General features: G+C 68.7%; 29 protein-coding genes and 1 tRNA gene. 17 read left to right on the top strand and 13 right to left on the bottom strand.

Features of this window, described 5'->3' with window-relative positions:
* Positions 1 to 669 precede the first annotated feature (669 nt).
* From AB0J76_RS04410 to rpmH, 8 genes are all read right to left on the bottom strand, one after another.
* Positions 670 to 1,632 carry a ParB/RepB/Spo0J family partition protein gene (locus tag AB0J76_RS04410; RefSeq protein WP_352322965.1) on the bottom strand — a complete coding sequence of 321 codons (963 nt, stop codon included), beginning with the start codon at positions 1,630 to 1,632 and terminating at the stop codon, positions 670 to 672.
* Between the two features lie 265 nt (positions 1,633 to 1,897).
* Positions 1,898 to 2,857: a ParA family protein gene (locus AB0J76_RS04405; RefSeq protein WP_352322966.1), complete on the bottom strand. Its 960-nt coding sequence runs from the start codon at positions 2,855 to 2,857 to the stop codon at positions 1,898 to 1,900.
* A 146-nt stretch (positions 2,858 to 3,003) separates the two neighbouring features.
* The gene (rsmG, locus tag AB0J76_RS04400) at positions 3,004 to 3,675 is read right to left on the bottom strand and encodes a 16S rRNA (guanine(527)-N(7))-methyltransferase RsmG (RefSeq protein ID WP_352322967.1); all 672 of its coding nucleotides are present in this window, start codon (positions 3,673 to 3,675) and stop codon (positions 3,004 to 3,006) included.
* 544 nt (positions 3,676 to 4,219) lie between these two features.
* Positions 4,220 to 4,708, bottom strand: coding sequence for a R3H domain-containing nucleic acid-binding protein (locus AB0J76_RS04395; protein ID WP_352322968.1), 489 nt, complete (start codon positions 4,706 to 4,708; stop codon positions 4,220 to 4,222).
* A gap of 20 nt (positions 4,709 to 4,728) precedes the next feature.
* Positions 4,729 to 5,652: a membrane protein insertase YidC gene (yidC, locus tag AB0J76_RS04390; protein ID WP_352322969.1), complete on the bottom strand. Its 924-nt coding sequence runs from the start codon at positions 5,650 to 5,652 to the stop codon at positions 4,729 to 4,731.
* Between the two features lie 4 nt (positions 5,653 to 5,656).
* A complete protein-coding gene (gene yidD, locus AB0J76_RS04385) occupies positions 5,657 to 5,914 on the bottom strand; it encodes a membrane protein insertion efficiency factor YidD (RefSeq protein WP_352322972.1) in 258 nt (85 codons plus the stop codon).
* Between the two features lie 17 nt (positions 5,915 to 5,931).
* Positions 5,932 to 6,294: a ribonuclease P protein component gene (rnpA, locus tag AB0J76_RS04380; RefSeq protein ID WP_364388738.1), complete on the bottom strand. Its 363-nt coding sequence runs from the start codon at positions 6,292 to 6,294 to the stop codon at positions 5,932 to 5,934.
* Between the two features lie 62 nt (positions 6,295 to 6,356).
* Positions 6,357 to 6,494, bottom strand: a complete 138-nt coding sequence (gene rpmH, locus AB0J76_RS04375; RefSeq protein ID WP_043614899.1) for a 50S ribosomal protein L34 — start codon at positions 6,492 to 6,494, stop codon at positions 6,357 to 6,359.
* A 448-nt stretch (positions 6,495 to 6,942) separates the two neighbouring features.
* Between rpmH and dnaA the strand changes: the two genes are divergently transcribed.
* The 9 genes from dnaA to AB0J76_RS04330 all read left to right on the top strand — a co-directional run bounded on the left by dnaA (position 6,943) and on the right by AB0J76_RS04330 (position 18,664).
* Positions 6,943 to 8,523, top strand: coding sequence for a chromosomal replication initiator protein DnaA (gene dnaA / locus AB0J76_RS04370; protein WP_352324553.1), 1,581 nt, complete (start codon positions 6,943 to 6,945; stop codon positions 8,521 to 8,523).
* A gap of 525 nt (positions 8,524 to 9,048) precedes the next feature.
* Positions 9,049 to 10,188 carry a DNA polymerase III subunit beta gene (gene dnaN / locus AB0J76_RS04365; protein WP_352324554.1) on the top strand — a complete coding sequence of 380 codons (1,140 nt, stop codon included), beginning with the start codon at positions 9,049 to 9,051 and terminating at the stop codon, positions 10,186 to 10,188.
* Positions 10,189 to 10,237: 49 nt separating this feature from the next.
* Positions 10,238 to 11,179, top strand: a complete 942-nt coding sequence (gene gnd, locus AB0J76_RS04360) for a phosphogluconate dehydrogenase (NAD(+)-dependent, decarboxylating) (protein WP_352324555.1) — start codon at positions 10,238 to 10,240, stop codon at positions 11,177 to 11,179.
* A 139-nt stretch (positions 11,180 to 11,318) separates the two neighbouring features.
* Complete coding sequence (recF, locus tag AB0J76_RS04355; RefSeq protein WP_352324556.1) at positions 11,319 to 12,551, top strand: DNA replication/repair protein RecF; 1,233 nt, start codon at positions 11,319 to 11,321, stop codon at positions 12,549 to 12,551.
* Entirely contained in the window at positions 12,541 to 13,041 is a 501-nt protein-coding gene (locus tag AB0J76_RS04350) for a DciA family protein (protein WP_352324557.1), read from the top strand. The genes recF and AB0J76_RS04350 overlap by 11 nt, the downstream gene beginning before the upstream one ends.
* Positions 13,042 to 13,343: 302 nt before the next feature.
* On the top strand, positions 13,344 to 15,287 hold the full coding sequence (gyrB, locus tag AB0J76_RS04345) for a DNA topoisomerase (ATP-hydrolyzing) subunit B (protein WP_352324558.1): 1,944 nt from the start codon (positions 13,344 to 13,346) through the stop codon (positions 15,285 to 15,287).
* Positions 15,288 to 15,302: 15 nt separating this feature from the next.
* A complete protein-coding gene (gene gyrA / locus AB0J76_RS04340; RefSeq protein ID WP_352324559.1) occupies positions 15,303 to 17,801 on the top strand; it encodes a DNA gyrase subunit A in 2,499 nt (832 codons plus the stop codon).
* Between the two features lie 3 nt (positions 17,802 to 17,804).
* The gene (locus AB0J76_RS04335) at positions 17,805 to 18,455 is read left to right on the top strand and encodes a DUF3566 domain-containing protein (protein WP_352324560.1); all 651 of its coding nucleotides are present in this window, start codon (positions 17,805 to 17,807) and stop codon (positions 18,453 to 18,455) included.
* A 135-nt stretch (positions 18,456 to 18,590) separates the two neighbouring features.
* Positions 18,591 to 18,664 (top strand) — tRNA-Ile (locus AB0J76_RS04330).
* 263 nt (positions 18,665 to 18,927) lie between these two features.
* On the opposite strand, the gene AB0J76_RS04325 is transcribed toward AB0J76_RS04330, so the two are convergent.
* Positions 18,928 to 19,059 carry a hypothetical protein gene (locus AB0J76_RS04325; protein ID WP_352324561.1) on the bottom strand — a complete coding sequence of 44 codons (132 nt, stop codon included), beginning with the start codon at positions 19,057 to 19,059 and terminating at the stop codon, positions 18,928 to 18,930.
* 115 nt (positions 19,060 to 19,174) lie between these two features.
* On the opposite strand from AB0J76_RS04325, the gene AB0J76_RS04320 reads away from it, so the two are divergent.
* The 3 genes from AB0J76_RS04320 to AB0J76_RS04310 are packed head-to-tail and all read left to right on the top strand — an operon-like array spanning position 19,175 to position 21,327.
* Complete coding sequence (locus AB0J76_RS04320) at positions 19,175 to 19,621, top strand: hypothetical protein (protein ID WP_352324562.1); 447 nt, start codon at positions 19,175 to 19,177, stop codon at positions 19,619 to 19,621.
* 50 nt (positions 19,622 to 19,671) lie between these two features.
* Positions 19,672 to 20,028 carry a hypothetical protein gene (locus tag AB0J76_RS04315; protein ID WP_352324563.1) on the top strand — a complete coding sequence of 119 codons (357 nt, stop codon included), beginning with the start codon at positions 19,672 to 19,674 and terminating at the stop codon, positions 20,026 to 20,028.
* Positions 20,029 to 20,064: 36 nt separating this feature from the next.
* On the top strand, positions 20,065 to 21,327 hold the full coding sequence (locus AB0J76_RS04310; RefSeq protein WP_352324564.1) for an MFS transporter: 1,263 nt from the start codon (positions 20,065 to 20,067) through the stop codon (positions 21,325 to 21,327).
* A gap of 16 nt (positions 21,328 to 21,343) precedes the next feature.
* On the opposite strand, the gene AB0J76_RS04305 is transcribed toward AB0J76_RS04310, so the two are convergent.
* Positions 21,344 to 21,715: a DUF4267 domain-containing protein gene (locus AB0J76_RS04305; RefSeq protein ID WP_352324565.1), complete on the bottom strand. Its 372-nt coding sequence runs from the start codon at positions 21,713 to 21,715 to the stop codon at positions 21,344 to 21,346.
* An 88-nt stretch (positions 21,716 to 21,803) separates the two neighbouring features.
* Here AB0J76_RS04305 and AB0J76_RS04300 point away from each other — a divergent pair, with 88 nt between their 5' ends.
* Together AB0J76_RS04300 and AB0J76_RS04295 are read left to right on the top strand one after the other, a co-directional pair.
* Positions 21,804 to 22,379 (top strand): TetR/AcrR family transcriptional regulator, encoded by a 576-nt coding sequence (locus tag AB0J76_RS04300; protein ID WP_352324566.1) that lies wholly within the window; start codon positions 21,804 to 21,806, stop codon positions 22,377 to 22,379.
* Positions 22,380 to 22,450: 71 nt separating this feature from the next.
* Entirely contained in the window at positions 22,451 to 22,840 is a 390-nt protein-coding gene (locus tag AB0J76_RS04295; RefSeq protein WP_352324567.1) for a nuclear transport factor 2 family protein, read from the top strand.
* Positions 22,841 to 22,868: 28 nt separating this feature from the next.
* On the opposite strand, the gene AB0J76_RS04290 is transcribed toward AB0J76_RS04295, so the two are convergent.
* A complete protein-coding gene (locus tag AB0J76_RS04290) occupies positions 22,869 to 23,198 on the bottom strand; it encodes a CU044_2847 family protein (RefSeq protein WP_352324568.1) in 330 nt (109 codons plus the stop codon).
* A 240-nt stretch (positions 23,199 to 23,438) separates the two neighbouring features.
* Here AB0J76_RS04290 and AB0J76_RS04285 point away from each other — a divergent pair, with 240 nt between their 5' ends.
* Together AB0J76_RS04285 and AB0J76_RS04280 are read left to right on the top strand one after the other, a co-directional pair.
* The gene (locus AB0J76_RS04285) at positions 23,439 to 23,858 is read left to right on the top strand and encodes a hypothetical protein (protein WP_352324569.1); all 420 of its coding nucleotides are present in this window, start codon (positions 23,439 to 23,441) and stop codon (positions 23,856 to 23,858) included.
* Positions 23,859 to 23,860: 2 nt separating this feature from the next.
* Entirely contained in the window at positions 23,861 to 24,085 is a 225-nt protein-coding gene (locus AB0J76_RS04280) for a helix-turn-helix transcriptional regulator (RefSeq protein ID WP_352324570.1), read from the top strand.
* Here AB0J76_RS04280 and AB0J76_RS04275 read toward each other — a convergent pair.
* Together AB0J76_RS04275 and AB0J76_RS04270 are read right to left on the bottom strand one after the other, a co-directional pair.
* On the bottom strand, positions 24,082 to 24,558 hold the full coding sequence (locus AB0J76_RS04275; protein WP_352324571.1) for a transcriptional regulator: 477 nt from the start codon (positions 24,556 to 24,558) through the stop codon (positions 24,082 to 24,084). The two genes, AB0J76_RS04280 and AB0J76_RS04275, sit on opposite strands and share 4 nt — an antisense overlap.
* A gap of 116 nt (positions 24,559 to 24,674) precedes the next feature.
* Entirely contained in the window at positions 24,675 to 25,301 is a 627-nt protein-coding gene (locus AB0J76_RS04270; protein ID WP_352324572.1) for an FMN-binding negative transcriptional regulator, read from the bottom strand.
* Positions 25,302 to 25,346: 45 nt separating this feature from the next.
* Here AB0J76_RS04270 and AB0J76_RS04265 point away from each other — a divergent pair, with 45 nt between their 5' ends.
* Complete coding sequence (locus tag AB0J76_RS04265; protein ID WP_364388725.1) at positions 25,347 to 26,675, top strand: aminotransferase class I/II-fold pyridoxal phosphate-dependent enzyme; 1,329 nt, start codon at positions 25,347 to 25,349, stop codon at positions 26,673 to 26,675.
* Positions 26,676 to 26,694 lie beyond the last annotated feature (19 nt).

Raw genomic sequence — 26,694 nt, 5'->3', positions numbered from 1 at the left:
GGTGGCCGGCGAAGGCGATCTCGGCTCACGCTCCAGTCACGGAGGTTCCGGGGCCCGCGCCCGTCCAGGCGAAGGACTCTCAGTACGCCGCCTCCCGCGTGGTAGGACTCGGCCTTCGCGCAGACGGCGACGCTGGCACTGTTCCTAGCCGGGTTCGCCCGCTATCCGACGGTCGCCGCGATCCGGCGCCATCACATGACACTGACCGAGCTAGACACAATCCGGGGAGCCGGCCAGCCCGGAGAGCCGACCGAACCGAGGAGCCGAAAGGCCAGGGCGGGCAAGCCGGGGAACTCGGTGGGCCGGGAGGCCGGAGAACCGGGGAGCCCAGAGAGCCGGGAGGCCAGGGAGCCCGGAGGGCCGGAAGCCCGGAAGCCGCAAGGCCCGGAAGCCGCAAGGCGGAGAGTCCGGCGAGCCCGCGGAGCTAGAAGCAGAGCGTCCGGCGAGCTGGAGCGAGTTGGCGAGACCTCAAGGCGGCAGCCTGACCGGCTATCACGCTTGCCCCGCCCACAGCACCCACGGCGCAACCCTGCGGACACACCTGCAAGACGAAGCAAGACGGGACACCGGCGCACAGAGAAGAGGAGAGAGCCGAAGAGAAGAGAAGGCCGGAGGAAGCGATGCGGTTTCACGTGAAACGGCGAGTGGTTTCACGTGAAACTGGCAAGGTCAGTCCTCGCGCTCCCGTATCGCCCGTGCCGCCTCAGGCGCCATCGTCCCGATGATGCGCTCAAGGTCGTCGATCGTCGCGAACTCCACCACGATCCGCCCCTTACGCCGCCCCAGGTCGACCTTGACCTTCGTCTCGAAGTGATCGGAGAGTCGGTCCGCCAGATGGGTCAGGCCAGGAGCCGTAGGCTTGGGCGCCGGCCGCTCCCGCGGCGCCTTCTGAGCGGCCTTCGCACTGCCCATGGCGACGATCTCCTCCACCGCCCTCACGGACAGCAGCTCCGCCACGATGCGCTTGGCCAGCTCAACCTGCTCCTCCGCATTGCTCAGGCCGAGCAGAGCGCGAGCGTGCCCGGCACTGATGGTGCCGGCGGCCACGCGGAGCTGAACCTCGGGCGGGAGGTTGAGCAACCGCAGCGTGTTGGTGATGTGCGATCGAGAGCGCCCCACCTTGCTGGCCAGCTGCTCGTGGGTCGCCTGGAAATCGTCCAGCAACTGCTGGTAGGCGGCCGCCTCTTCCAGAGCGTTCAGCTGCTCGCGCTGGAGGTTCTCGATGAGCGCGTCCCGGAGGAGGTCGGTGTCCTGGGTGTTCCGGACGATCGCCGGGACCGGGTCAAGACCGACCTGCTGGCACGCCCGCCAACGCCGCTCCCCCATGATCAGCTCGTACTGGCCGCCACCCACGGAGCGCACCACGATCGGCTGCAGAAGGCCGACCTCGCGGATGGAGTCGGCGAGCTCCTGGAGGCGCTCGTCGTCGAACACCTCACGCGGCTGACGAGGGTTGGGCACGATCGCGGTCAGCGCGACCTCTTTGAAATACGCTCCAGCGATCGGCTTCGGGCCTGCCTCGACCGTGGAACCGTTCGAGGGAGCGGGCGCCGCACCCGGGCCGTCAACGATGGGTCCGGTCGGGATGAGCGCCCCGAGTCCCTTGCCCAATCCCCGCCGCTGCTGACTCACTGCGTCTCCTCATCCAGCCGGTCGATTCCGGTCACTCCAGGAGAGGTTACCGTTGCGGGCCCAGCGGGGTGCCGCCACGCCACACACAGTCCTGTGGGATTTACGCCGACACGGCTACAAATCTGCCCAACTCACGACTCGAGCCGAACGAGACCACCCACCACCGGAGTCCACCGTACCAACCTGGCGGAGGAACACCGGAACACGGGCATGGGAACCCACGCCCTCAAGCCGTACCCAAAAAAGACCGGCAAGCGGCCAGAGGTCAGGCCACGGTGGCGCGGTGGGCGATCTCCCGGGCCGCGTCCATGTACGCCATCGCCCCGCTCGACCCCGGATCGTACGTCATGACCGACTGCCCATAGCTGGGCGCCTCCGACAGCCGGACGCTGCGCGGGATGACCGTCTTCAGCACCGTCTCCCCGAAGTGCGACCGCACCTCGTCGGCGACCTGCGAGGCCAGCCTGGTACGTCCGTCGTACATCGTCAGGACGATCGTGGAGAGCCGCAGAGCCGGGTTCAGGTGCGCCTTGATGAGGTCGACGTTCCTGAGGAGCTGCCCGAGGCCCTCCAGCGCGTAGTACTCGCACTGGATCGGGATCATGACCTCCTCCGCCGCGACCAGGGCGTTGACCGTCAGCAGGCCGAGGGACGGCGGGCAGTCGATGACGATGTAGTCGAACTCCGCCTCGTACGCCGCCAGCGCCCGCCGGAGCCGGGCCTCCCGCGCCACCAGCGAGACGAGCTCGATCTCCGCGCCGGCCAGGTCGATCGTGGCGGGCGCGCAGTAGAGGTTCGGCATCTCGGGGACCTGCTTGACGATCTCCACCATGGGCAGATCGTCGACGAGCACCTGGTAGACATCCGGTACGTCACCGCGATGCTCGGTGGCCAGGGCCGTCGAGGCGTTGCCCTGCGGGTCGAGGTCCACCACGAGGACGCGCTGGCCGTGCATCGACAGGGCCGCGGCAATGTTCACCGAGGTGGTGGTCTTGCCGACGCCGCCCTTCTGGTTGGCCACCGCGATCACTCTGCATTTCGCCGGCCGAGGCCAGGCGTTGTCGCCGTCGCCGCTGGTGCCGCCCCTCTGGGTGGCGGCCGGCTGCTCGGCGGCTGGCTGGGTGACGGCCGGTTGGGTGGTGGCAGGTGTTTCACGTGAAACCACTGAACTGAGCGCCTCTCGTACCAACGGCGAATCACCGGGGTTCAGGGGGGTCTGGGTCACGTTGGCCATCCTTTCAACCAGTGGTGTGCCGGTGCCGGGAATTTGCTGTTGCGACACGCCCATTTCGGGCCATCCAACCCCGGTTGGGCTCTCGGACAGACGGCTGTCCGGCCAGCCAAGACCGCAAGACGCGACTGGCACAACCGTCACCTCCTTCGTCGCCGCCTGGCTCGCTCCGGCGCGCGACCCGCTACCACCCGAACCAATGTTGCAGGCGGCTCGACCTTACCGTGCCCGACGGTCACAAGCTCGGCCGTTCGGGCCCCGCAGGCCCGCAATTGGGACTCCGCCTCGGCGAGCTCGCCGGCGGCTCGCTCCCCCTTCATGGCTATCAGCTCGCCGCCCTCACGCAGAAGAGGCATGGCCCATTTCAGCAGCCGGTCGAGCGGCGCGACCGCCCGAGCACTGGCGACGTCGAACTCCCGCTCCCCCGCCAGATCCTCGGCCCGCCCGCGCAACACCTCGACGTTGTCCAGCTTGAGCGCCTCGACGCACTCCTCCAGGAACACCGTACGGCGAAGCAACGGCTCCAGCAGCGTGACCTCGATGTCCTGGCGGACGATGGCGAGCACCAGTCCCGGCAGTCCCGCCCCCGAGCCGATGTCCACCAGCCGCACCTCCGGCGGCACGGCCTCGGCGACCACCGCGCAGTTGAGCAGGTGGCGATCCCAGATACGCGGCACCTCACGCGGCCCCAGCAGTCCCCGGACGACGCCCGGGCCCGCCAGCAGCGCGGCGAACGCGTTCGCGCGATCCCATGCCTCCCCGGCGAAGACGTCCCGCGCTATGTCCGGCGGCGCCGGAAGCTCTTCGCTCACTGGATGCTGGCCCTTTCTCAGTTTCAGGTGGTGTTCGTACTCAGGTTGCCTGCTCGGCGGTGATGCCGGTGGGCGTTCGACGGTGGAGGTCTCGACGTTCTAGGGGCGGTGTCCACCCAAGGCTAGATGTGAGATCACACTGGAAGACTAGCGGGCTGGCATGTGGGTGACGGTCGAGCGCGCCGCCACGCCCCCTCCTGATCCACCCTCGACACCAAATCCCCTATAAACGATATAAAGCACATATCGCCCGAAAGAAACACTCAGAGGCATCTTCCGGGACGAACACCAATGCCAACGCACAAAACCCCGCGCTTCCCCGCTAACAGCACCGAACCCAAACGCCAGCGCACAAACGCGCCGAACATCGCTCCACATACAAGGAACAGGGGTCGATCCGCACAAGCACGGAGGCAAGCCCGCGAACCCGCCAGCGGCCCACACAACCCCCGCATCCCGTAAGTACAGCTATAGATACGGAAACGGCCGCCCATCAGCGCAACCAAGCGCCGACAGACGGCCGAACCGGCTCACCATGCACGTTTCAGGCGGGAAGGACCACCACGTACCGCTGCGGCTCCTCACCCTCGGACTCGCTGCGCAGCCCGGCGGCCGCCACCGCGTCGTGGACGATCTTCCGCTCGAACGGCGTCATCGGGTGCAGCGCCTTCGGCTCACCCTTCTCCTTGACCTGGTTGGCGACCTCGGTGCCGAGCTTGCTCAGCTCGGCCCGGCGCCGCTCGCGGTAGCCGGCGACGTCGAGCATGAGCCGCGACCGCTCCCCGGTCTGCCGGTGGACGGCCAGCCGGGTCAGCTCCTGCAGCGCCTCCAGGACCTCCCCCGCGGGCCCGACCAGCTCGTTGCCCTTGAGCCCCACGACGGAGACCATGGCGCGGTCGCCCTCGACGTCCATGTCGATGTCGCCGTCGATGTCGGCGATGTCGAGAAGGCCCTCGACGTAGTCGGCAGCGATCTCGCCTTCCTGCTCAAGCGCGTTGAGATCAGGAGCCTTCTCCTGCTCGGCCTCGGTCATCGCCGGCCTCTCCTTCGTGTTCAAGACTTCTTGCTGCCGGTGCGCTTGCTGCGGGACTGGCGGCTGGGCTGCTGCCTGATGATCTTAGGCTCCGGAGCGGCGGGAGGGGCCTCCTCTGCCGGAGTGGTCTTGCGCATCTTGGCCACGAGGCCGGGCTTGGGCGTCACGGGGATGGCGTTGCCCTTGGCGTCGAACTGCGGCATGGGGTGCCGGCTGTAGAACCAGTGCTGCTGGCCCAGCGTCCACAGGTTGGTGGTGACCCAGTAGAGGATCAGGCCCAGCGGGAAGTTGAGGCTGAAGAAGGCGAACAGCGGCGAGATGTACATCAGGATCTTCTGCTGCTGTGCCATGGGGTTGTCCGGCATCTGCGCCATCGAGCGGGTCACGCTCTGCCGGACGGTGAGGAATGTGGTCAGCGAGCTGATCGCCACGAAGCAGCCGATGACGACCTTCTGGGCGATGTCAGGGGCCTCGAAGAACGTGGCGGGCAGCGGAGCGTTGATGATCAGCGCGTGCTTGGCGCTGTCGACCAGCTCCTGCGACATGCCGAACTTGGCCTGGTCGGCGGCGATGGCCCGCAGCACGGTGAACATCGAGATGAAGATCGGGAACTGCGCCACGACGGGGAGGCAGCCACCGAGGGGGTTGGCGCCCGCGCCCTGGTACAGCGCCATGACCTCCTGGTTCATGCGCTGCTTGTCGTTCTTGTAGCGCTTGCGGAGCTCCTGGACCTTCGGTGCCAGCTCCTGCATCTTCCGCGACGACCGCATCTGCTTGAGGAACAGCGGGAAGATGAGGATCCGCATGCAGACGGTCAGCGTGACGATGGTCAGCGCCCAGGTCAACCCGCTGTTGGGGTCGAGGAAAGTGCTGTAGACCTGGTGGATCCAGGTGATGACTTGGGCGACGGCCGTGTACAGCCAATTGAGCCAGGACAGCTCCACCGAGCTAGCTCCCTTGCGTTTCGTGGGACCGGACCGGGCGTGGGGGCACCGGGTCTATACCTCCGGGATGGAATGGGTGGCACCGCCCGATGCGCCGGACAGTCAGCCATGTGCCGCGCAATGCCCCATGTACGGCAATCGCCTCGAGCCCATACGCGCTGCACGACGGGTAGAACCGGCAGCGTGGACCGAGCATGGGGCTGATGAAAGCCCGGTAGAACCGAATGGGGATGATCAGCGCCCGGGCGGCGAGGCCCGGCATCCCTTGCGGCTGCTCCGTCATCTGTGTCCACCCGTCGAGGACTCGCGCCGCCTGAGCAAACGATCCAGCGCGGCGTCGAGCTCGGCGGCCAGTTGCTCGACGCACGCAGACGCGGCCGGTGGATTGGCGCGTACCACCAGCAGGCTACCTCGCGGCAGCCGGTCGAGACGGTCGCGCATCAGGTGTCGGAGCCGTCGTTTGACCTTGTTCCGGGTCACCGCGCCACCAACGGCCTTGCTCACCACGAAACCAACCAGAGGTGTCTCTTCCCCAGAAAGGTTGAGATGCACCACCAAAGTGGGGCGTCCGGCGCGCTTTCCGCGCCGGACCGCCGCTTCGAACTCGTCCCCGCGCCGCATGCGGGATTGACGGGACAGCACCGTATACGCCTAACGCCCGTCGGCGAGGTACACCGACGGGCCGGACTTCGGGCGCGGGTCGATCAGGCCGACAGCTTCTCGCGGCCCTTGCGGCGACGGGCGGCGAGGATGGCGCGACCGGCCCGGGTGCGCATCCGCAGCCGGAAGCCGTGGGTCTTCGCGCGGCGACGGTTGTTCGGCTGGAAAGTACGCTTGCTCACGGGTGGGCTCCAGGCTTGAAGGTGCGCCCAGGGGCGCTTATACACACATGGCTGGCCTGCCGTGGGAGCGAGGGCACGCGAAATAGCCGTCGCGTGGCAAGCCGACCGTCGTACGTTACGGGCCAACGGCGTCCCAGGTCAAACTGAACGGGTTATCCACTGATCCACAGGCGACTTTTCCACCGCCGGGCCCGCGTCCACAGTTTGTGCATCCAGGTGCCACTACGCTGTGGACAACGTCTTGAACACAGCTGTGCACATGGATACTGTCGGCCCTTCTGGACCACCGGAAACACCGTGCACAGCCTGTGGATCTCCTGTGGAGGACCTGGGTACGAAGCCCTGCCGCCACGCTGTGGACGAAGGGGTCGCCGACCGCTCGGGGCGACCACGGTCATGTGGATAAACGATCGCGGGGGGCCGCGAGAGGAAGGAGGGGAGCCGCACCATGAGTGGTGTCGACCTCGGCACGGTATGGGCGAGGGCCCTGGGCAACTTCCTCAACGAGAACGTGCCCATCCAGCAGCGCACCTGGCTGTCGATGGTCCGTCCGATCGCTCTCGCGGACGACACGATCGTGCTCGGCGTCCCCAACGATTTCCTCAAGGACCTCATCGAGGGCAAGTTGCGCCCGCTGGTGGCCCACGCGCTGTCCCAGGAACTGGGGATGACGATGCGGCTGGCCGTGATGATCGACACCACGGCTCCCGAACAGCCTTTGCCGGACACCCATCAACAGCCTGTGAATGTGTCTTATCCCCAGAGTGTGGATAGCCAGCCGCGTTACACACAGCCGGTGCAACCCCAGCACTACCAGGCATCCGAGCCCCCGCAGTTCTATTCTCCACAGCCCGAGCAGCCTCCGGCGTCCACCGAATATCCACAGCCTTCGTTCTCTTTTGAACAGGTGCAGCCGTACACACCGCCTGTGGAGAAAGCGCCGGAGCCGGCGCCGAATCGCTGGGAAGCGAAGAGCAACAAGCCGAGCGAGCCGGCCAGACTCAACCAGAAGTACACATTTGAGACATTCGTCATCGGTGCCAGCAACCGGTTCGCGCACGCCGCGGCCGTGGCGGTGGCCGAATCCCCCGCGAAGGCGTACAACCCGCTCTTCATTTACGGTGACTCCGGCCTGGGGAAGACCCACCTGCTGCACGCGATCGGGCATTACGCGCAGAGCCTGTACGACGGCGCCCGGGTGAGATACGTGAGCTCGGAGGAGTTCACCAACGACTTCATCAACAGCATCCGCGACCACAAGGCCGACGGCTTCCGCGGCCGCTACCGCGCGATCGACATCCTGCTGGTGGACGACATCCAGTTCCTGGAGGGCAAGGAGCAGACACAGGAGGAGTTCTTCCACACCTTCAACACCCTGCACAACGCCAACAAGCAGATCGTCATCTCCAGCGACCGCGCGCCCAAGCAACTCATCACGCTGGAGGACCGGCTGCGCAACCGGTTCGAGTGGGGCCTGATCACCGACGTCCAGCCGCCCGAGCTCGAGACCCGCATTGCGATCCTGCGGAAGAAGGCCATCCAGGAGGGCCTGGCCGCGCCGCCCGAGGTGCTGGAGTACATCGCGAGCCGGATCTCCACCAACATCCGCGAGCTGGAGGGTGCCCTGATCAGGGTGACCGCGTTCGCCAGCCTCAACAGGCAGGGTGTGGACCTGCAGCTCGCCGAGGTCGTGCTGAAGGACCTGATCACCTCGGAGTCCGACACCGAGATCACGATCGCGGCCATCATGACCGAGACCGCCAACTACTTCGGCATCAGCATCGAAGACCTGTGCGGCACCTCGCGCAGCCGGGCGCTCGTCAACGCCCGGCAGATCGCCATGTACCTGGCGCGCGAGCTGACCGAGCTGTCGCTGCCGAAGATCGGCCAGCAGTTCGGCGGCCGCGACCACACCACCGTGATGCACGCCGAGCGCAAGATCCGGTCGCTCATCGCCGAGCGCAGGTCGATGTACAACCAGGTCAACGAGCTGACAATGCGTATCAAACAGAGCAAGCGTGGATCTTGATGGTCGTACACAGCCTGTGGAAAACACTGTGGACCAGCGGAAACGCAAAATCGGCGCGTCGGTACGACCACCAATGCCGGGAAAAATCCACCCACAAGGGCTGGGGACGAATCTGGGGACATCCTGAGGAGAACCTGGGGATGACTCGTGGATAACGTGTGGACGGCCTGTGAACAGTCGATCTGGGACTCCAGAAGGCCCCCTCTTACCCCGTGGACAACCTGTGGAAACCTCGTGGATAACCGGTGGATGAACACCCCATGATCTGGGGACGGCCTGTGGGCGACGAAACTTCATCCCCAGGCGGCGAAGTTTCCCCCAGGCGTCACCCACACCCTCGGTGGATGAAAACAGGGGCACTGAGCTGCGAGGACATCAGTTGTCCACAGTTCCCACAGCCCCTAGTGTGATGACCTCTTATCTCTCTTACTAAGAAAATCAAAGACCCATAGAGGGGTTCTCCCCGAACCGCGGTGCGGGAGAGTGAACACTTGAATCAACGACGAACCCAGGAGGCTGATCACCGTGATGTTCCGAATCGAGCGAGACGTCCTCGCTGAGGCGGTGGCATGGACGGCACGCAGTCTCCCGGCGCGCCCGTCGGTGCCCGTGCTCGCCGGCATGCGCCTGGAGGTGACGGAGGGCCAGCAGCTCAAGCTGTCGGGGTTCGACTACGAGGTCTCCGCCGAGGTCACGCTCGAACTCCACACCGGTGAGGCGGGCGTCGTCCTGGTCTCGGGCAAGCTGCTCGCCGAGATCACCCGCGCGCTTCCCGCACAGCCTGTGGACTTCGTGGTGGAAGGCGCCAAGGCCGTCGTCACGTGCGGCAGCGCCCGGTTCACCCTGCTGACCATGCCTGTGGAGGACTACCCGTCGCTCCCGGCCATGCCGCCGGCCGCCGGGCGGGTGGGCAGCGATGTGTTCGCCTCCGCCGTCAGCCAGGTCGCCGTCGCGGCGGGCCGGGACGACACGCTGCCGATGCTCACGGGCGTGCGCATGGAGATCGAGGGCGACACCGTCACGCTCGCCGCCACCGACCGCTACCGGCTCGCCGTGCGCGAGCTCAAGTGGCAGCCCGGCCAGCCCGACTTCGCCGCGATCGCGATGATCCCCGGCAAGACGCTCGCCGACACCGCCAAGGCCCTCGGCACCACCGGCGCCGAGGTGGAGATCGCGCTCAGCTCGGCCGGAGGCACCGGCGAGGGCATGATCGGCTTCTCCAGCGCGGGCCGGCGCACCACGACCCGGCTGCTCGACCCCGAGTTCCCCAAGTACCGCTCGCTGCTGCCCACGGAGTTCTCCGCGCGCGCCGACCTGTCCACAGGCCCGTTCGTCGAGGCGGTCAAGCGCGTGGCCCTGGTCGCCGAGCGCAACACCCCCGTACGCCTGGCGTTCAGGAGCGGCGAGGTCGTGCTGGAGGCCGGCAGCGGCGACGAGGCGCAGGCCGTCGAGGCACTGCCTGTGGATTACGAGGGCGAGGAGATGAACATCGCCTTCAACCACCAGTTCCTGCTGGAGGGGCTCGGCGCGATCGACTCCGACGTGGCGCGCCTGCAGATGACGACCTCGACCAAACCCGCCATCCTCACCGGGGGCAAGCCTGTGGACGAAGGCGCAGGTACGGACTACCGTTACCTGATCATGCCCATCCGCCTGTCGGGCTGATCCCGTCATCGGGGATGATGGAAGCCTGACAAGGGGGTAGAGGAGCGTCATGCAGATCGGCATGGTGGGACTGGGCAAGATGGGCGGCAACATGGCCGAGCGGCTGCGCCGCGGCGGCCATGAGGTGGTCGGTTACGACCGCGACCCCGGCATCAGCGACGTGGCCAGCCTGAAGGAGCTGGTCGAACGGCTGTCCGCGCCGCGCGCGGTCTGGGTCATGGTTCCCGCGGGCAAGCCCACCCAGCAGACGGTCGACGAGCTCGGCGAGCTGCTCGACGAGGGCGACATCGTCGTCGACGGCGGTAATTCACACTATGTGGACGACCAGAAGCACGCCGCCGAGCTGCGCGAGAAGGGCATCGGCTTCGTCGACTGCGGCGTGAGCGGCGGCGTGTGGGGGCTCCAGAACGGCTACGCCCTCATGTGCGGCGGCGATCAGGCCGACGTCGACCGGCTCATGCCGATCTTCGAGACGCTCAAACCCGAGGGCGAGGACGGCTTCGTCCACGCCGGTGACGTCGGCGCCGGCCACTTCGCGAAGATGGTCCACAACGGCATCGAGTACGGCATGATGCAGGCGTTCGCGGAGGGCTGGGAGCTTCTGGAGGCGTCCGACGTCGTCAAGGACGTCAGGGGCTCCTTCAGCAGCTGGCGCACCGGCACCGTCATCCGCTCCTGGCTGCTCGACCTGATGGTGCGGGCGCTCGACGACGACGAGCACCTCGACCAGCTCCGCGGCTACGCCCAGGACTCCGGCGAGGGCCGCTGGACGGTCCAGGCGGCCGTCGACCACGCCGTGCCGCTGCCGGTGATCACCGCGGCCCTCTACGCGCGGTTCGCCTCGCGCCAGGACGACTCCCCCGCGATGAAGGTCGTCGCCGCGCTGCGCAACCAGTTCGGCGGCCACGCGATCACCTCGACCGAGGGCAGCACCGGCAAGGGCGCCGACTCGCCCGGCGCCGACGTGGCCCCGCCGCGCGAAGCCGAGTAGCCCGGCCGACCAGCCCAGCCGGGGTCCGGCCGGTCGGTCCGGCCGGTGGTCCACAGGCCGTCCGGGGAAGCCCGAGGTTTTCCACAGGACGGCAAGCCGGTGACACGGGCGGCCCCCGCGGCGGACTAACCTTCGTGGGGTGCATGTCGCCCACCTCTCGCTGACCGACTTCAGGTCCTACGCGTCCGTGGAGCTCGGTCTGGAACCGGGCGTCACGGCTCTCGTCGGGCCCAACGGCCAGGGCAAGACCAACCTGGTCGAGGCCCTCGGCTATGTCGCGACGCACTCCAGCCACCGCGTGGCCAACGACGCGCCGCTGGTGCGGCGGGGTGCCGCGCGGGCGATCGTGCGCTGCGCCGTCCACAGGGACGACCGGCGGGCGCTGGTGGAGCTGGAGATCAACCCGGGCAAGGCCAACCGGGCGCGGCTCAACCGCTCCCCCGTGTCCAGGCCGCGCGACGTCATCGGGCTGCTGCGCACGGTGCTGTTCGCGCCGGAGGACCTGGCGTTGTCCAAGGGCGACCCGTCGGAGCGCCGCCGTTTCCTCGACGACCTGCTCGTGGCCAGGGCCCCGAGGTTCGCCGGGGTCCGGGCCGACTACGACCGGGTGCTGAAGCAGCGCGGCGCCCTGCTGCGCACGGCCGCGCAGGCCCGCAGGGGCAGCAGGAGCGCCCGGCGGGCGGAGAGCGACACCGCGTTCGCCGCGGCGGGCGCCGGCGACGTCCTGAGCACGCTGGAGGTGTGGGACGCCCACCTCGCCAGGCACGGTGCGGAGCTGTTGCGGGCGCGGTTGGAGCTCATCGAGGCGTTGCGCCCGCTGGTGGCCGGGGCCTACGCCGCGCTGGCCCCCACGAGCGCCCCCGCGACGCTGGCCTACCGCAGCACGTTGTCCACAGGTGGGGACGGCGCGGAGGACGAAGTCGCCGGTGAGCGGGGATCTCCCGAGGCGCAGACGTTATCCACAGACTTGGGGAAAACCCTTGAACAGCAGCTCCGCGACCGGCTGTCGGAGGTCCGCCAGGCCGAGCTGGAACGGGGCGTCACCCTCGTCGGCCCCCACCGCGACGACCTGATCCTGGGCCTCGGCGACCTGCCCGCCCGCGGCTACGCCAGCCATGGCGAGTCGTGGTCGTTCGCGCTGGCGCTGCGGCTGGCCGCCTACGACCTGCTGCGGGCCGACGGCGGCGACCCGGTGCTGATCCTCGACGACGTGTTCGCCGAGCTCGACAGCCAGCGCCGGCGCAGGCTGGCTGAGATCGTCGCGCCGGCCGAACAGGTGCTGATCACCGCCGCCGTGCCCGACGACGTGCCGAAGGAGCTGGCGGGGGCCCGTTTCGATGTCGCTGAGGGGAGCGTGACCCGTGTCCGATGAGCAGCACAACGCGGCGGCCAGGGGGGCCGCCATGGCGAGGGAGAAGCTCGCGCAGGCGAAGGCCGACGCGGCCAAGCGCGGCCAGCTCCCGCGCCGCGAGCCCAGGCGCAAGGCCGGCCCGCGCCGGGAGGCCGGCGATCCCCAGCTCTTCGGCCGGGCCATCGCCGACCTGCTGGCCGACCGCGGCTGGGAACGCTCGGCGGCCGTCGGCGCGGTGTTCGGCCGGTGGAAGGAGATCGTCGGCCCCGACCTGGCCGCCCACACCCGGCCGGAGTCCTTCGACGAGGGCGAGGTGCTCATCGCGGCCGATTCCACGGCCTGGGCGACGCAGGTCAGGCTGCTCGCGCGCACCCTCATCCGCAGGCTCAACGAGGAGCTGGGTGACGGTTCGGTGACAAAGGTCAAGGTCAGGGGGCCGCAGAACGCACCCCGGCCCACAGGGGGTTTGCGGGTGACCGGAAGCAGGGGCCCCGGCGACACCTATGGTTAGGCGCCGGGGGCGATCAGACAGCCGCAGACGCGATAAGCCCCCTTTCCGAAGGGGGGATGCTTGAGTGGGGGGCAAATCGAGCTAGGGCGCATCACAGGCGCGTGTATTGCCACCACGGGCTCCGGGAAGCGGTAGAATGAAAAAGGATTCCGGACACGTCCGCTTGCGTGTCACCCCGGCAGTAAGCCGACTCCCCCGGGTGACCGCGCATCGGGGCACTCACGACGGTGACGGGCACGGTAGGGGCAGCATGAAGTTGACGGCCTCCCCCGCCGCGTGTCCGCGGCAGGAGGATTTCGCAGTTGTCCTACGACGCTAGCTCAATCACCGTACTCGAAGGACTTGAGGCGGTTCGCAAACGCCCGGGTATGTATATCGGCTCCACCGGTGAGCGCGGCCTGCACCACCTCGTCTACGAGATCGTGGACAACGCGGTGGACGAGGCGCTGGCCGGTTTCGCCACCAGGATCGACATCTCGCTGCTGGCCGACGGCGGCGTGCGCGTGGTCGACAACGGCCGTGGCATCCCCACGGGCATCCACCCCGTGGAGAAGCGCTCGGCCGTCGAGGTCGTGCTGACCACGCTCCACGCGGGCGGCAAGTTCGACAGCCAGTCCTATGCGGTCTCCGGCGGCCTGCACGGCGTCGGCTCGGCCGTCGTCAACGCGCTGTCCACCGCCATGGACGTCGAGGTCAAGCAGAACGGCCACTACTGGCGGCAGCGCTACGAGCACTCCAAGCCCACCGCGCCGCTGGCCCAGGGCGAGGAGACCGACGAGACCGGCACGACGATCACGTTCTGGCCCGATCCCGACGTCTTCGAGACCACCACCTGGAACTACGAGACGCTCTCGCGCCGGTTCCAGGAGACGGCCTTCCTCAACAAGGGCCTGACGATCACGTTCACCGACGAGCGGCCCGACCACGTCAACGGCGAGCCCCACACGGTCGAATACCACTACGAGGGCGGCCTGGCCGACTTCGTCAAGCACCTCAACGCCAAGAAGGAGGCGGCGCACGCGTCGATCGTCGCCTTCGAGGAAGAGGGCGACGGCATCGCGGTCGACATCGCCATGCAGTGGAACAACTCCTACTCGGAGTCGGTCTACACGTTCGCCAACATGATCAACACGGCTGAGGGCGGCACCCACGAGGAAGGCTTCCGCGCGGCGCTGACGACCATCGTCAACCGCTACGCGCGCGAGCAGAAGTTCCTCAAGGAGGGCAAGGACGACAACCTCTCCGGCGAGGACGTCCGCGAGGGCCTGACCGCGATCATCTCGGTCAAGCTGTCCGACCCGCAGTTCGAGGGCCAGACCAAGACCAAGCTGGGCAACACCGAGGCCAAGTCGTTCGTGCAGAAGGCCTGCAACGACCACCTGCGCGACTGGTTCGAGCGCAACCCCGGCGAGGCCAAGGACATCATCAACAAGTCGCTGCAGGCCAGCCGCGCCCGCCTGGCGGCCCGCCAGGCCCGCGACCTGACCCGGCGCAAGTCGCTCCTGGAGTCCGGCAGCGGCCTTCCCGGCAAGCTGGCCGACTGCCAGTGGAACGACCCGGAGAAGTGCGAGCTGTTCATCGTCGAGGGCGACTCGGCCGGCGGCTCGGCCAAGGGCGGCCGCGACTCGCGTTTCCAGGCGATCCTGCCCATCCGCGGCAAGATCCTCAACGTCGAGAAGGCGCGGATCGACAAGGTCCTGAAGAACAACGAGGTCCAGGCGCTCATCACCGCCCTGGGCACCGGCGTGCACGACGAGTTCGACATCGCCAAGCTGCGTTACCACAAGGTGATCCTGATGGCCGACGCCGACGTCGACGGCCAGCACATCAACACCCTGCTGCTGACGCTGCTGTTCAGGTTCATGCGGCCGCTGATCGAGGCCGGGCACGTCTACCTGTCCTGCCCGCCGCTCTACAAGATCAAGTGGGACCGGAAGGGCGAGGACGCCTCCTACGCCTACTCCGACGCCGAGCGCGACGCGGTCATCAACGACGGCATCGCGCAGGGCAAGGCAGACCCGCGCCCGCGGGACAACGTCCAGCGGTTCAAGGGCCTCGGCGAGATGAACGCCGGCCAGCTCTGGGAGACCACCATGAACCCGGCGACGCGACTGCTGCGCCTGGTCACGCTCGACGACGCGGCCCAGGCCGACGACCTGTTCAGCGTGCTCATGGGCGAGGACGTCGAGGCGCGGCGCGACTTCATCATCCGCAACGCGCGCGACGTTCGCTTCCTCGACGTTTAAGAAGGACCTGAACCTGTGACGGACGTGAACACCACTCCCCCGGCTGACCGCATCGAACCGGTGGACATCCAGTCCGAGATGCAGCGCAGTTACATGGACTACGCGATGTCCGTCATCGTGTCCAGGGCGCTGCCGGACGTACGCGACGGCCTCAAGCCGGTGCACCGGCGGGTGCTCTACGCGATGTACGACGGTGGCTACCGTCCCGACCGCGGCTACTTCAAGTGCGCCCGCGTCGTCGGCGACGTGATGGGCACCTACCACCCCCACGGCGACACCTCGATCTACGACGCGCTGGTCCGCCTGGCCCAGCCGTGGTCGCTGCGCTATCCCCTGGTCGACGGGCAGGGCAACTTCGGCTCGCCGGGCAACGACCCGGCGGCCGCGATGCGGTACACCGAGTGCAAGCTCGCGCCCATCGCCATGGAGATGCTGCGCGACATCGACAAGGACACCGTCGACTTCCGCCCGAACTACGACGGCAAGTCGCAGGAGCCCGACGTCCTGCCGGCGCGGTTCCCGCAGCTGCTGGTCAACGGCTCGGGCGGCATCGCGGTCGGCATGGCCACCAACATCCCGCCACACAACCTGCGCGAGGTCTCGGCCGCCGTCAGGTGGTACCTGGAGAACCCCGAGGCCGACGACGAGGAGCTGCTGGAAGCCTCGATCAGGCTGGTCAAGGGGCCCGACTTCCCGACCAAGGCGCTCATCGTCGGACGCCGGGGCATCGAGGACGCGTACCGCACCGGGCGCGGCTCGATCACCATGCGCGCGGTGGTCGAGGTCGAGGAGGACAAGGGCCGGCAGGCGCTCGTCGTCACCGAGCTGCCGTACCAGGTCAACCCGGACAACCTGGCGCTGAAGATCGCTGAGCTGGTGCGCGAGGGCAAGCTCACGGGCATCGCCGACGTACGCGACGAGAGCTCCTCGCGGGTCGGTCAGCGCCTGGTGATCGTGCTCAAGCGCGACGCGGTCGCCAAGGTCGTGCTCAACAACCTGTACAAGCACACCCAGCTCCAGGACACCTTCGGCGCCAACATGCTGGCGCTGGTCGACGGCGTGCCGCGCACGCTGCGGCTCGACCAGTTCATCCGCCACTACGTGGCCCACCAGGTCGAGGTCATCGTCCGCCGGACGCGTTACCTGCTGCGCAAGGCCGAGGAGCGCGCGCACATCCTGCGCGGGCTGCTGAGGGCCCTTGAGCGGCTCGACGACGTCATCGCCCTCATCCGGGCCTCGGAGTCGGCCTCGCACGCCCAGCAGGGCCTCATGGGGCTCCTGGAGATCGACGAGGTCCAGGCGCAGGCCATCCTGGACATGCAGCTGCGCAAGCTGGCCGCCCTGGAGCGGCAGGCCATCCAGGACGAGTACGACGCCCTGATGGCCCAGATCGCCGAGTACAACTCGATCCTGGCCAGCGAGGCCCGCCAGCGCGAGATCATCGGCGACGAGCTGACCGAGGTCGTCAACCGCTACGGCGACGAGCGCAAGACCGAGATCATCGCCTACGACGGCGACATGTCGATCGAAGACCTCATCGCCGAGGAGGAGATCGTCGTCACGATCACCCGCGGCGGTTATGCCAAGCGCACCCGTACCGACCTCTACCGGGCGCAGAAGCGGGGCGGCAAGGGCGTCCGCGGCGCCCAGCTGCGCCAGGACGACATCGTCGACCACTTCTTCGTCACCACGACGCACCACTGGCTGCTGTTCTTCACGAACAAGGGCCGGGTGTACCGGGTCAAGGCGTACGAGCTGCCTGATGCCGGGCGTGACGCCCGTGGCATGCATCTCGCGAACCTTTTGGCCATGCAGCCCGACGAAACAGTCATGGAAGTTCTCGACCTCCGCGACTACGACGTCGCCCCCTACCTGGTGCTCGCCACGCGCAGCGGCCTGGTCAAGAAGACGCGCCTGTCCGAGTACGACTCCCCCAGGTCGGGCGGTCTGATCGCGATCAACCTGCGCGAGGACGACGAGGTCATCGGCGCCCGCCTGGTCTCCGAGACCGACGATCTGCTGCTCGTCTCCAAGGGCGCGCAGTCGATCAGGTTCACCGCCTCCGACGAGGCGCTGCGGCCCATGGGCCGCGCGACCAGCGGTGTCATCGGCATGAGGTTCCTCGAAGGAGACGAACTTCTCGCCATGAATCGCATCGCCGACGGTCAAGATGTGCTTATCGCCACGAAGGCTGGGTACGCAAAGCGGACGCCAGTGGAGCAGTATCCAGTTCAAGGACGTGGCGGTAGGGGCGTGCTGACTGCGAAAATCGTGAGTTCCCGTGGCAAGCTGGTCGGAGCCGTCATGGTCAACCCAGAGGACGAGGTCTTCGCGATCACGTCCGCCGGCGGGGTGATCCGGACGAGTGCCGGCGAGATCAAGCAGTCCGGCCGCCAGACCATGGGAGTGCGATTGATGAACCTCGCCGAAGGCGACAGCGTGGTTGCCCTCGCCCGGAACGCGGAGTCGTTGGAGACTCCGGTGGAGAATGAGGAAGACGGGGGAGGAGAGTAAGTCATGAGCGCCCAGGGTGGCACCGCCAGAGCCCAGGCGGCGTCGGGTAACGGACAGCAGCCGAAGAAGTCCGCTGAGCCGGAGATCTTCAGTTCGGTTGACGGCGAGCAGGACAGGACGCCCGCGAAGGGCGCCGCCGCTCAGCCCCGCTCCAAGGACGAGCCGCAGGCGGAGGGCAACGAGACGGTGCGCATCCGTCCGTCGCTCACCAGCGAGGCACCTCCGCCCGTCGAGATGCCCAAGAAGAAGTCGTCGAACAACGCGGGGTCCAGGCTGCCCCGCAAGGCACACCTGGTGCTGCGCCGCATCGAGCCGTGGTCGGCCATGAAGTTCAGCTTCGTGGTGTCACTGGTCTGCTTCGTGGTGCTCTTCGTGGCAGTGGCCGTCCTGTACGGCGTGCTGTCGGCCCTGGGGGTGTTCGACTCACTCGTCGACCTGGTCAACCAGCTCGGCAAGGGTGAGCAGGGACAGAGCTCGATCCCGATCAACATCGCCTCGTGGTTCGAGCCGGTGCGCATCCTCGGGTACACCGCGCTGATCGGCGCCGTGAACGTGGTGCTGATCACCGCTCTGTCCACGCTCGGTGCGGTCATCTACAACATCGCCTCCGACCTGGTCGGGGGCGTTGAGGTGACGTTCAGCGAGGCCGAATAGCAGGTTCGGGCGGGGGCTCGTGCCGTACCGGGGTGGCTGGTACGGCACGAGCAGCCCGTCGGACACGGTAAGCTTTTCTCGTCCGAACAACTGGTTCGCCTCCCCCAGGGGAATGCGATACCGTTCGGTGTGCGCGGGGCTATAGCTCAGACGGTTAGAGCGCTTCCCTGATAAGGAAGAGGTCCCAGGTTCAAGTCCTGGTAGCCCCACGGTTTTTCTCAGTTCAGAGGCCGTTTCCCGGAGATCGGGAGACGGCCTTTTGAATGTTCGCCATCAATGTGCCGCCGAGATCATCAGGTGACAGGGGTCCATTCGCATTGACGCCAGCCGGGCGGCGCTTGGCGTGGGGAATTGCGGGCTGGGTTGAACAGTGGCGGGTCGGACGGTCCGTCACTCGATCCCCGATCCTCCACGGCCGCACCCGGCTGAGGACCTACTCGGGTGAAACGGCGGGGGCGTGCGGACTCGCCTCCTACTTGCTGTATTTCTGGAGCGTCACGTCCAGGCGTGCGGGGTTTCGGTACATGCCGGCGTCGATCGGGATGGCCTCGTCGACGAGACCGGTGTAGGCGCCGGAGGGCACGCCGTCGGGATGAGCCGCCACGATGGTCCTGCCCGGCGCGTAGTACCCGGCCTCCTCGCGTGGACGTCCACACTGCCTACGAGGGGCTGGTGGTGCTGGCGTAGCCTTGTCGCGGCTTGATCAACTGAGGGGTGGCATGCGCACATACGTGGTGGCCGTTGCCGTCGTCTCGTCGCTCATGGCCGGTTGTGCGATGTCGTTTCCGGGACGGCAGGCAGAACCGTCACCTCGCTTCGTGATCGATCCCCGCCCTGTGGATCGCCCGCTCGCAGACCTTGCGAAAAGCGCCAAAGGCAAGGTGTTGCTTCGACAGGTCGATGAGGAGGGGCGGAGTGACCGCTGGTCCACGAAACTCAGGATGGGCACATCGTTTCGCCTGGAGGTCGACTGCGTGCGAGCAAGCGGGACGATGATTGTCCGCGTCGGCGAAACTCAGCTTCCTCATCAATGCTCTGCCGGCCCTGGGGGTGTGCGCGTCAGCACGATCCCCGACGACGTGGCTGTCCGGAGCGTCAAGGTGGAGGCGCCCAAGGGGGCCAGATGGGCCATTCTCATCTGGAAGCCGCCGCAGAGTCAGCATTGACGGCAACGCGGCCCCTGATCGACGGCGGCTCGGTTCGTAGGATCGGCTGCATGGGGATGTACGTCTCGGTCAGAGGGTGGGTTGAGCTGGGGTTCGCTCAGAAGCCGGACGCCGAGCGCATCATCGGGGACGACGACCCCTACTCCGGCGGCTGGGCGTGGCCGGCGAAACCCTTCAACTGGACGCTCTACTTGTTCTACGGCGGCGACGTCCGAGAGGGCGCGCTGCACGAGATCCGGGCCAAGGTCGAACGACTGGCCGCCCTGCCGCCGGTAGACGAGGACGGGGACCGGCCGCGGGGAGTCTTCGTGCTCACCGACGAGCGCGGCCAGGCACGATGCTGGCACATCCGTGAAGGGACGGTCCTCGACGTCCCGGCGCCGGACTTCGGGTGGTTGGCGAGTTAGCGCCGGAACCCCAGGCTCGGTGGCAGAATGTCGCGGATGTCGAGGGCGGGGTCGTTGTGGCGGCAGCGGGATTTCGTGCTCCTGTGGAGCAGCCAGACCACCAGTTCGTTCGGGAACGAGATCTCCTACCTGGCATTACCCCTGGTCGCGGGGCTCATGTTGGACGCCTCGCCGGTGGAGCTCGGGCTGCTGGCGGCGGCGCGGCGGTTGCCGGTGTTGTTCGCGTCGTTACCGGCGGGGGCCCTGAGCGATCGGTGGCGCAAGCGGCCGGTGATGATCGTCACGTTCCTGGTGTCCGGGTGCGCGATGGGGACGATCCCCTTGGCGGCCGTGACCGGAGGGCTCACGCTGGGGCAGCTCTACGCCGTGGCGCTGGTGGTGGCGACGTGTGAGGTGTTCTTCACGCCCGCCTACCAGACGTACCCGCTGACGTTGCTCGGGCCCGAGCGGTTGATGGCGGGGAACGCCAAGCTCACCAGCACGGTCACGGTGGCGGGGATGGCGGGGCAGCCGGTCGGCGGGGTGCTGATCTCGCTGTTCGGGCCGGCCAAGGCGGTGCTCGCCGACGCGCTGTCCTACCTGGCAGGCGCGCTCGCGCTCGCGCTGATCCGGTCGCCGGAGGCCGGGCCGGAGCGGAAGGAGCGGGCCCCTCGGCTGCGCGAGCAGATCGGGGAGGGGCTGCGGTACGTCGTCCGTCATCGTGTGATCGGGCCGCTGGTGCTCTACATGGCCACGGTCAGCTTCTGCCTCGCCGGGCTGGGCGCGCTGGAGGTCAACTACGTCGTACGGGAGCTCGGCTGGTCGGGACTGGCGACCGGCCTGGTGTTCGGGGTGAGCATGGCCGGCGGGCTGGCGGCCGGGGCGATCGCGGGGCCGCTCACCGACCGGTACGGCATGCCGCGCGTGCTGCTCGGGGCCGCCTTCGCGTACCCGGTGTGCAGCGGGTCGATCGGGCTGGTGGGGCCGGGACCGGCCGGGCAGCTCGTGGTGGGCGTCTCGTGGACGTTGATGATCATCGTCACGCTCGTCTTCCAGAGCACCCAGCGCAGTCTGCGGCAGCTCCTGACGCCCAGGGAGATGCAGGGACGGCTGGCGGCCACGTCCCGCTGGCTCACCTGGGCCGCCACGCCGGTCGGCGCGGTCCTCGCCGGGGCGCTGGCCGGCGTGATCGGCATGCGCGGCACGCTGGTCGTGTTCTCGGCCGGGATGCTGGCCGGTCCGGTGGTCATGTGGTTCTCGCCGCTGCGCACGTCCCGGCGGGAGATCGAGCGGGACGTACGGACGGCGACGGCGGGGTAGCTCCGGGATCGCCGGGTCACACGGCGAAGAGCAGGGCGGCGTTGACGAGGAGGGCGACGGCGGTCGCGAAGTGCACGCCGAAGGCGACCGCCTTGGTGCCGCCGTTGCGGAGCACGATCAGGGTGTCGCCCAGGGGGAGCAGCGCGACGATCAGCATGAACCAGGCTTCGGCCCGGGCGCCGACGAAGGCCAGCAGGGCCAGGCCGAGCAGCCCGTACGTGCCGTCGCGCAGCCCCTTGATGGTCAGGTAGGCGCGGTCGCCGTCCTGCTTGGCGGGGACGCCGTATCCGGCGGCCGCGGCGACCGGGACGAACAGGAAGCGGGCGCCGATGAGCACGACCAGCAGGTTGAGGGCGATGGCGAGGCCGTAGGCAAGGGTGGTGAGCATGTCCGTCTCCAGAAGCTAGCGTTGCTAGGAACGAGGACGACGCTAGCAGAACGATGACAGAAGCGCTAGCGATGCTAGGATCGGGAGCATGTCGATTCAGGCGCGCCGGGAGCGCGAACGTGCGGAACGCGAGAAGCTGATCATCACGGCCGCCTGCGAGCTGGCCGAGGCGGAAGGCTGGGAGGCGGTGACGACGCGGCGGCTGGCCGAGCGCATCGAGTACAGCCAGCCGGTGCTCTACAGCCACTTCAAGGGCAAGGGCGCGATCATGGCGGCCGTGGCCGTGGAGGGCTGCGTGATCCTCGCGGACGAGCTGCGCGCGGCCCGTACCGCGGCTCCGGACGCCGGCAGCGCCCTCGCGGCCGTGGGCGCGGCCTACACGGCGTTTGCCGAGCGGCGTCCGGCGCTCTACGACGTCATCTTCAGCCAGAACGTCGACCTGCCGTTCGCCACGCCGGAGGCTCCCCCGGCCCTGCACGCGGCGTTCGGCGAGCTGGTCGAGGGGCTGCGCCCGCACGCCGGCGAGGGTGAGGACCTGCCCCTGCTCACCGAGACCTACTGGGCCGCCCTGCACGGGCTGGTCACGCTCATGCGCGGCAAGCGGCTGCCGGCCGAGCAGCACGAACGCAGGCTGGAGCTGCTGCTGCAGCGGTTCGCGGCCTGACGGTTTGACCTTGCCGCCGGCGTCAACGTCTACCCTCGTGGCCCGCACATCGACGAGAACGGACGACGCCCGTGAGCACCCACCGCACCACCCTGGTCGAGCTGGACCAGAGCTTCTTCGACGCCCTGGTGGCCAACGACCACGACCGCCTGACGGACCTGCTGGCGGACGACTTCGTCCTGGTGGGGGTCGAGGACGGGGCGGTCGCCGGCAAGGACGTCCTGCTCGACCTGGTGAAGTCGGGAAACCTGCGGTTCCCGAAGATCGACTCGTTCCCGGACGAGGCCATCGTGCGGGTGATCGGGGACGTCGGGATCATCGTGGGGCGTACGGGGATGAACTTCACGAACCCCGATGGCAGCACGTTCAGCGCCGGCAGCCGGTACACGCACGTGTACGCCGTCGCCCCCGACGGGGGCTGGCGGCTGGTCTCGGCGCAGGGCACGGCCATCAAGGCGTGACCTGACCAGGCTTGGCGGGAAGGCCGGGTCAGCCGCCTTCCGGTTTCCGCCATTCCGCGGTGACCTTGAGGTGCGCCTCCCCCGTCGATTCGGCGACGACCACGCCGGCCTTGGCGGTCAGCTTCATCCCGAACTCGACCGCGACCACGTCCGGCGGCTCCGGGCATGACCGCATGCGGCGCAGGACGTCGCCGGCGAAGCTCTGGACGCGCTGGAGGCCCGCGCCCAGCGCCTCCGGCATGCGTTCGACGGCCGCGCGGGCCCGTCCGGCGGGAAGCGGCTCGTCGCCGGGCTGATCGTTGACCTCCACGAGCACGGTGCCGCCGTCGTCGAGGGGTACCTCGAGGAAGTAGCGCAAGGTTGGCCTCCTGTCCTGGGACAGGTGCAAGCATGGTGCACGGGCCCGCCCCGGCGGAGGCTTTTCGCCTCGGCGACGCGCCCCGCCCGCGGCGAGGTGCGCGGCGCGCGGAAGGGCTCCTGCGGACGGCCGCACAGATGGCGGGAAGTTATCCACAGGTTGGGGACAGTTGTCCACAGTGGTGGACAAGTCTGAAATCATTGACACGATGTCTGGCTCGTTTTACCTTCCCTGCTTGTGATGTCGTACGAGGAAAAGGGCGCCTGGGTCTATCTCGTGGCGACGGCCGGCGCCTACGTGGCCTACGTCATCGTCATCCTGAGCCGGGCCGGCGACGGCCCGCTCAGCGCCGTCCCCTATGTCGCGCCGATGGCGTGGGCGATCGGGATCAGCGTCGTCCTGTCCGTCGCGGGCCGTATCGTGGTCGAGATCGTGAAGCCCAGCGAGAGTCACAAGAGCGACGTGCGAGACAGGGAAATCAACCGTTCCGCCCAACATGTCGGAGGCGTCGTCCTCGCCGCCTCCATGATGGTCCCCCTTGGCCTGACCATGGCGGAAGCCGACCATTTCTGGATCGCCAACGCCATCTACGCCGCACTCGTCCTGTCCACTCTGGTGGCCACCCCGCTGCGGCTGCTCGCCTACCGGAGGGGCCTGTAGGCATGGGCAAACCGACCAAGGTCACCAACTCCATCAGGGCTCTGCGGTTCGCGCACGGGGAGATGACGCAGGCCGAGCTGGCCCAGCGGGTGGGTGTCACGCGGCAGACCGTCATCGCCATCGAGCAGGGCCGGTATTCACCCTCTCTTGAGGTGGCCTTTCAGATCGCCCGGGTGTTCCGGGTGCCCCTGGACGACGTCTTCCAGTACCCGGACGCCGACGGCTAGTTATCCACAGGCTCGTCGGTTTTCCACAGGCTGTCGAGAGCGGTGGCGACGGCCGCGATGGAGTCGTGGGCGGAGCGGATGCGGGCGGTCTGGGCCTCGTCCGTCCAGCCGAGCCGCAGGCCCTCCTCGGCCAGCGCGTCGAAGGCCGTGAACGCGGCCAGTTTCTGGCGCAGGACCTTCGACCAGGCGTCGTCCTCGATCCGGTAGTAGACGTTGCGCTCCCCCGGCCTGCGCAGCCTGTGGACGAGCCGGATCGACGTGAGGAGCTGCATGGTCGTCGTCAGGGACGCGCGGCTCGCGCCGATGGCGTCGGCGATGTCGGACGCCGTCTGCGCGGGCGGGTCGCAGACCATGAGCCAGCCCAGGACGCGGCCGGTGATCGGGGCCAGCCCCCACTCGTCGGAGACGAAGTCCGCCACCCGCTCGACCCAGTCGAGCACCCGCTCCCGGCCCGGACCGTCCGGCGACTGCATGTGGGGCCCTCTCCGTCGGCATCGCTCTGTGTGAGTCGTCAAATACTAAGAGCAATGAGACGTGAGCTGCCAATGCTGGTGTCCGTGACGGCCGACCTCGGCCGCGGGGTCCTGGGTCAGCGCTCGGCCATCCGCCTGAGCTGCTGCTCCCTGGCTCCGGCGTCGCCCGGCAGGCCGCGTTCGGCCAGCAGGCCGGCGACGCGCTCGCGCACCTCGACGGGTTGGCGGCCGTCGTACTTGAACTTGGCGCGCGCCTCCACCACCGCCAGCCGCAGCCCGCGCAGGCCGGGCAACTGCCGGTGGTACGGACCCTCGCCGGCCGCCACGACGCCGTGCGCGCCGTCGGGCTGGAAGTGGGCGAGCTGGCGGCGCAGGATCTCGGCCTTGCCCTCGGGGTCGTCCACCACCTCGGCCCGGCAGGTGAGCTGGACGGAGGCGTAATAGCTGGTGGGCACGCCGGTCTCGGGGTCGCCCGTCCGCCAGCCGCCGGGGATGTAGGCGTAGTCGTCGTGCACGCTCAGCAGGACCGCCGGGTCGCGCTCGATCGCCGCCCACACCGGGTTGGGCCTGGCCAGGTGGAGCAGCACCTCCCCGGCGGCGGCGTCGAAGAGGAAGTGGGTGGGGACGACGACGGGCGGACCGCCGCCGGGGCCGTTCGCGGCCAGCTGGCCGAAGTCGCGGGTGGCGAGCCAGGTGCGCCACTCGTCGTCGTCCCGTGCCGCGTCCCAGGGATGAATGAGCACGCGAAACCCTCCTGCCGAGCTTTGTATTAGTACATAATGTACTTTGTGTCAGAAACATACAGGATCGCCGGTGGGACGGCCAGCGAGATCGCGGCCGGCGTCGAGGCCGCGGTGTCCGCGGGCCTGCTGCCTCCCGGGACGCACCTGCCGCCGGTGCGCGAGGTGGCCGCCACGGCCGAGGTCAGCCCGAACACCGCCGCGGCCGCGTACCGGCTGCTGCGGGAGCGCGGGATCGTCGAGACGGCGGGCCGGCGCGGCACGCGGGTCCGGCCGCGCCCGGCCACCACGACCCGCGAGGAGATCCGCGTCGAGGCGCCGCCCGGCGTGCGCGACCTGTCGCACGGCAACCCCGACCCGGCCCTGCTGCCGCCGCTGCACGAGGCGCTCGCCGCCGCCGCCAGGGCGCACGAGCAGCGTCCGGCCATGTACGGCACGGGCGACGACGAGGAGCTGCTCTCGCTGGCCGCCGCCCGTCTGCGCGCGGACGGCGTGCCCGCCGCACCGCTGGCGATCACCTCCGGCACCCTCGACGCGGTGGAACGCGTCCTGAACGCCCACCTTCGTCCCGGCGACGCGATCGGCGTCGAGGACCCCGGCTGGACGGCCCTGCTCGACCTGGTCGCCGCCCTCGGGCTGCGGCCGGTCCCGATGCGCCTGGACGACGAGGGCCCGCTGCCGGACGAGCTGGACCGGGCGTTGCGGGCGGGCGTGCGAGCGGTGGTGATCACCGCCCGCGCCCAGAACCCCACCGGCGCGGCCGTCACCGCCCGGCGGGCCGCGGACCTGCGCGCCCTGCTCGCCACCCGCCCCGACGTGGTGCTGATCGAGGACGACCACGGCGCGAGCCTGGTGGACCTCCCCCTCCATCCCCTGGCCGGCGTGACCACCCGCTGGTTGCTCACCCGCTCGACGGCCAAGGCGTTCGGCCCCGACCTGCGGCTGGCGCTGGTCACCGGCGATCCCGTCACGCTCGACCGGCTGCGCGGGCGGCAGCGGCTGGCCGCGGGCTGGGTCAGCCATCTGCTGCAGCGCGCGGTCGCCCACCTGTGGCGTGCACAGGCTGTGGACACCGCGGCCGTGGCCGCCGCCTACGCCGGTCGGCGGGACGGCCTGATCGACGCGCTGGCCGCGCGTGGCCTGCGGGCGCACGGCCGCAGCGGGCTCAACGTCTGGGTCCCGGTCGCCGACGAGACCACCGCCGTCACCCGGCTGCTGGGCCTCGGCTGGGCCGCCGCGCCCGGCGCCCGCAACCGCGTCCGCACGCCGCCCGCGCTGCGGCTGACGGTCTCCACGCTGCGGCCCGACGAACTGCCGCGCCTGGCCGACGACCTGGCCGCCGCCCTGTGCCCGCCCACGGCCGGCCGGTACGGCTGACGCCCCGGACGCCCCCGCG

This window comes from Nonomuraea sp. NPDC049624 (assembly GCF_040675255.1).
Taxonomy (GTDB): domain Bacteria; phylum Actinomycetota; class Actinomycetes; order Streptosporangiales; family Streptosporangiaceae; genus Nonomuraea.
The sequence above is the reverse complement of the archived record's forward strand: the minus strand, read 5'-3'. Positions and strand labels throughout refer to the sequence as shown.

What these genes read in the sequence shown, in the direction of transcription:
- yidD (WP_352322972.1), bottom strand. Translation starts at nt 5,914, where the DNA reads ATGCCGGGCCTCGCCGCCCGGGCGCTGATCATCCCCATTCGGTTCTAC.
- AB0J76_RS04310 (WP_352324564.1), top strand. Translation starts at nt 20,065, where the DNA reads ATGTCGAGGGCGGGGTCGTTGTGGCGGCAGCGGGATTTCGTGCTCCTG.
- AB0J76_RS04275 (WP_352324571.1), bottom strand. Translation starts at nt 24,558, where the DNA reads ATGCAGTCGCCGGACGGTCCGGGCCGGGAGCGGGTGCTCGACTGGGTC.
- AB0J76_RS04285 (WP_352324569.1), top strand. Translation starts at nt 23,439, where the DNA reads ATGTCGTACGAGGAAAAGGGCGCCTGGGTCTATCTCGTGGCGACGGCC.
- AB0J76_RS04335 (WP_352324560.1), top strand. Translation starts at nt 17,805, where the DNA reads ATGAGCGCCCAGGGTGGCACCGCCAGAGCCCAGGCGGCGTCGGGTAAC.
- gnd (WP_352324555.1), top strand. Translation starts at nt 10,238, where the DNA reads ATGCAGATCGGCATGGTGGGACTGGGCAAGATGGGCGGCAACATGGCC.
- dnaA (WP_352324553.1), top strand. Translation starts at nt 6,943, where the DNA reads ATGAGTGGTGTCGACCTCGGCACGGTATGGGCGAGGGCCCTGGGCAAC.
- AB0J76_RS04395 (WP_352322968.1), bottom strand. Translation starts at nt 4,708, where the DNA reads ATGACCGAGGCCGAGCAGGAGAAGGCTCCTGATCTCAACGCGCTTGAG.
- AB0J76_RS04280 (WP_352324570.1), top strand. Translation starts at nt 23,861, where the DNA reads ATGGGCAAACCGACCAAGGTCACCAACTCCATCAGGGCTCTGCGGTTC.
- AB0J76_RS04315 (WP_352324563.1), top strand. Translation starts at nt 19,672, where the DNA reads ATGGGGATGTACGTCTCGGTCAGAGGGTGGGTTGAGCTGGGGTTCGCT.
- AB0J76_RS04320 (WP_352324562.1), top strand. Translation starts at nt 19,175, where the DNA reads ATGCGCACATACGTGGTGGCCGTTGCCGTCGTCTCGTCGCTCATGGCC.
- AB0J76_RS04305 (WP_352324565.1), bottom strand. Translation starts at nt 21,715, where the DNA reads ATGCTCACCACCCTTGCCTACGGCCTCGCCATCGCCCTCAACCTGCTG.
- AB0J76_RS04300 (WP_352324566.1), top strand. Translation starts at nt 21,804, where the DNA reads ATGTCGATTCAGGCGCGCCGGGAGCGCGAACGTGCGGAACGCGAGAAG.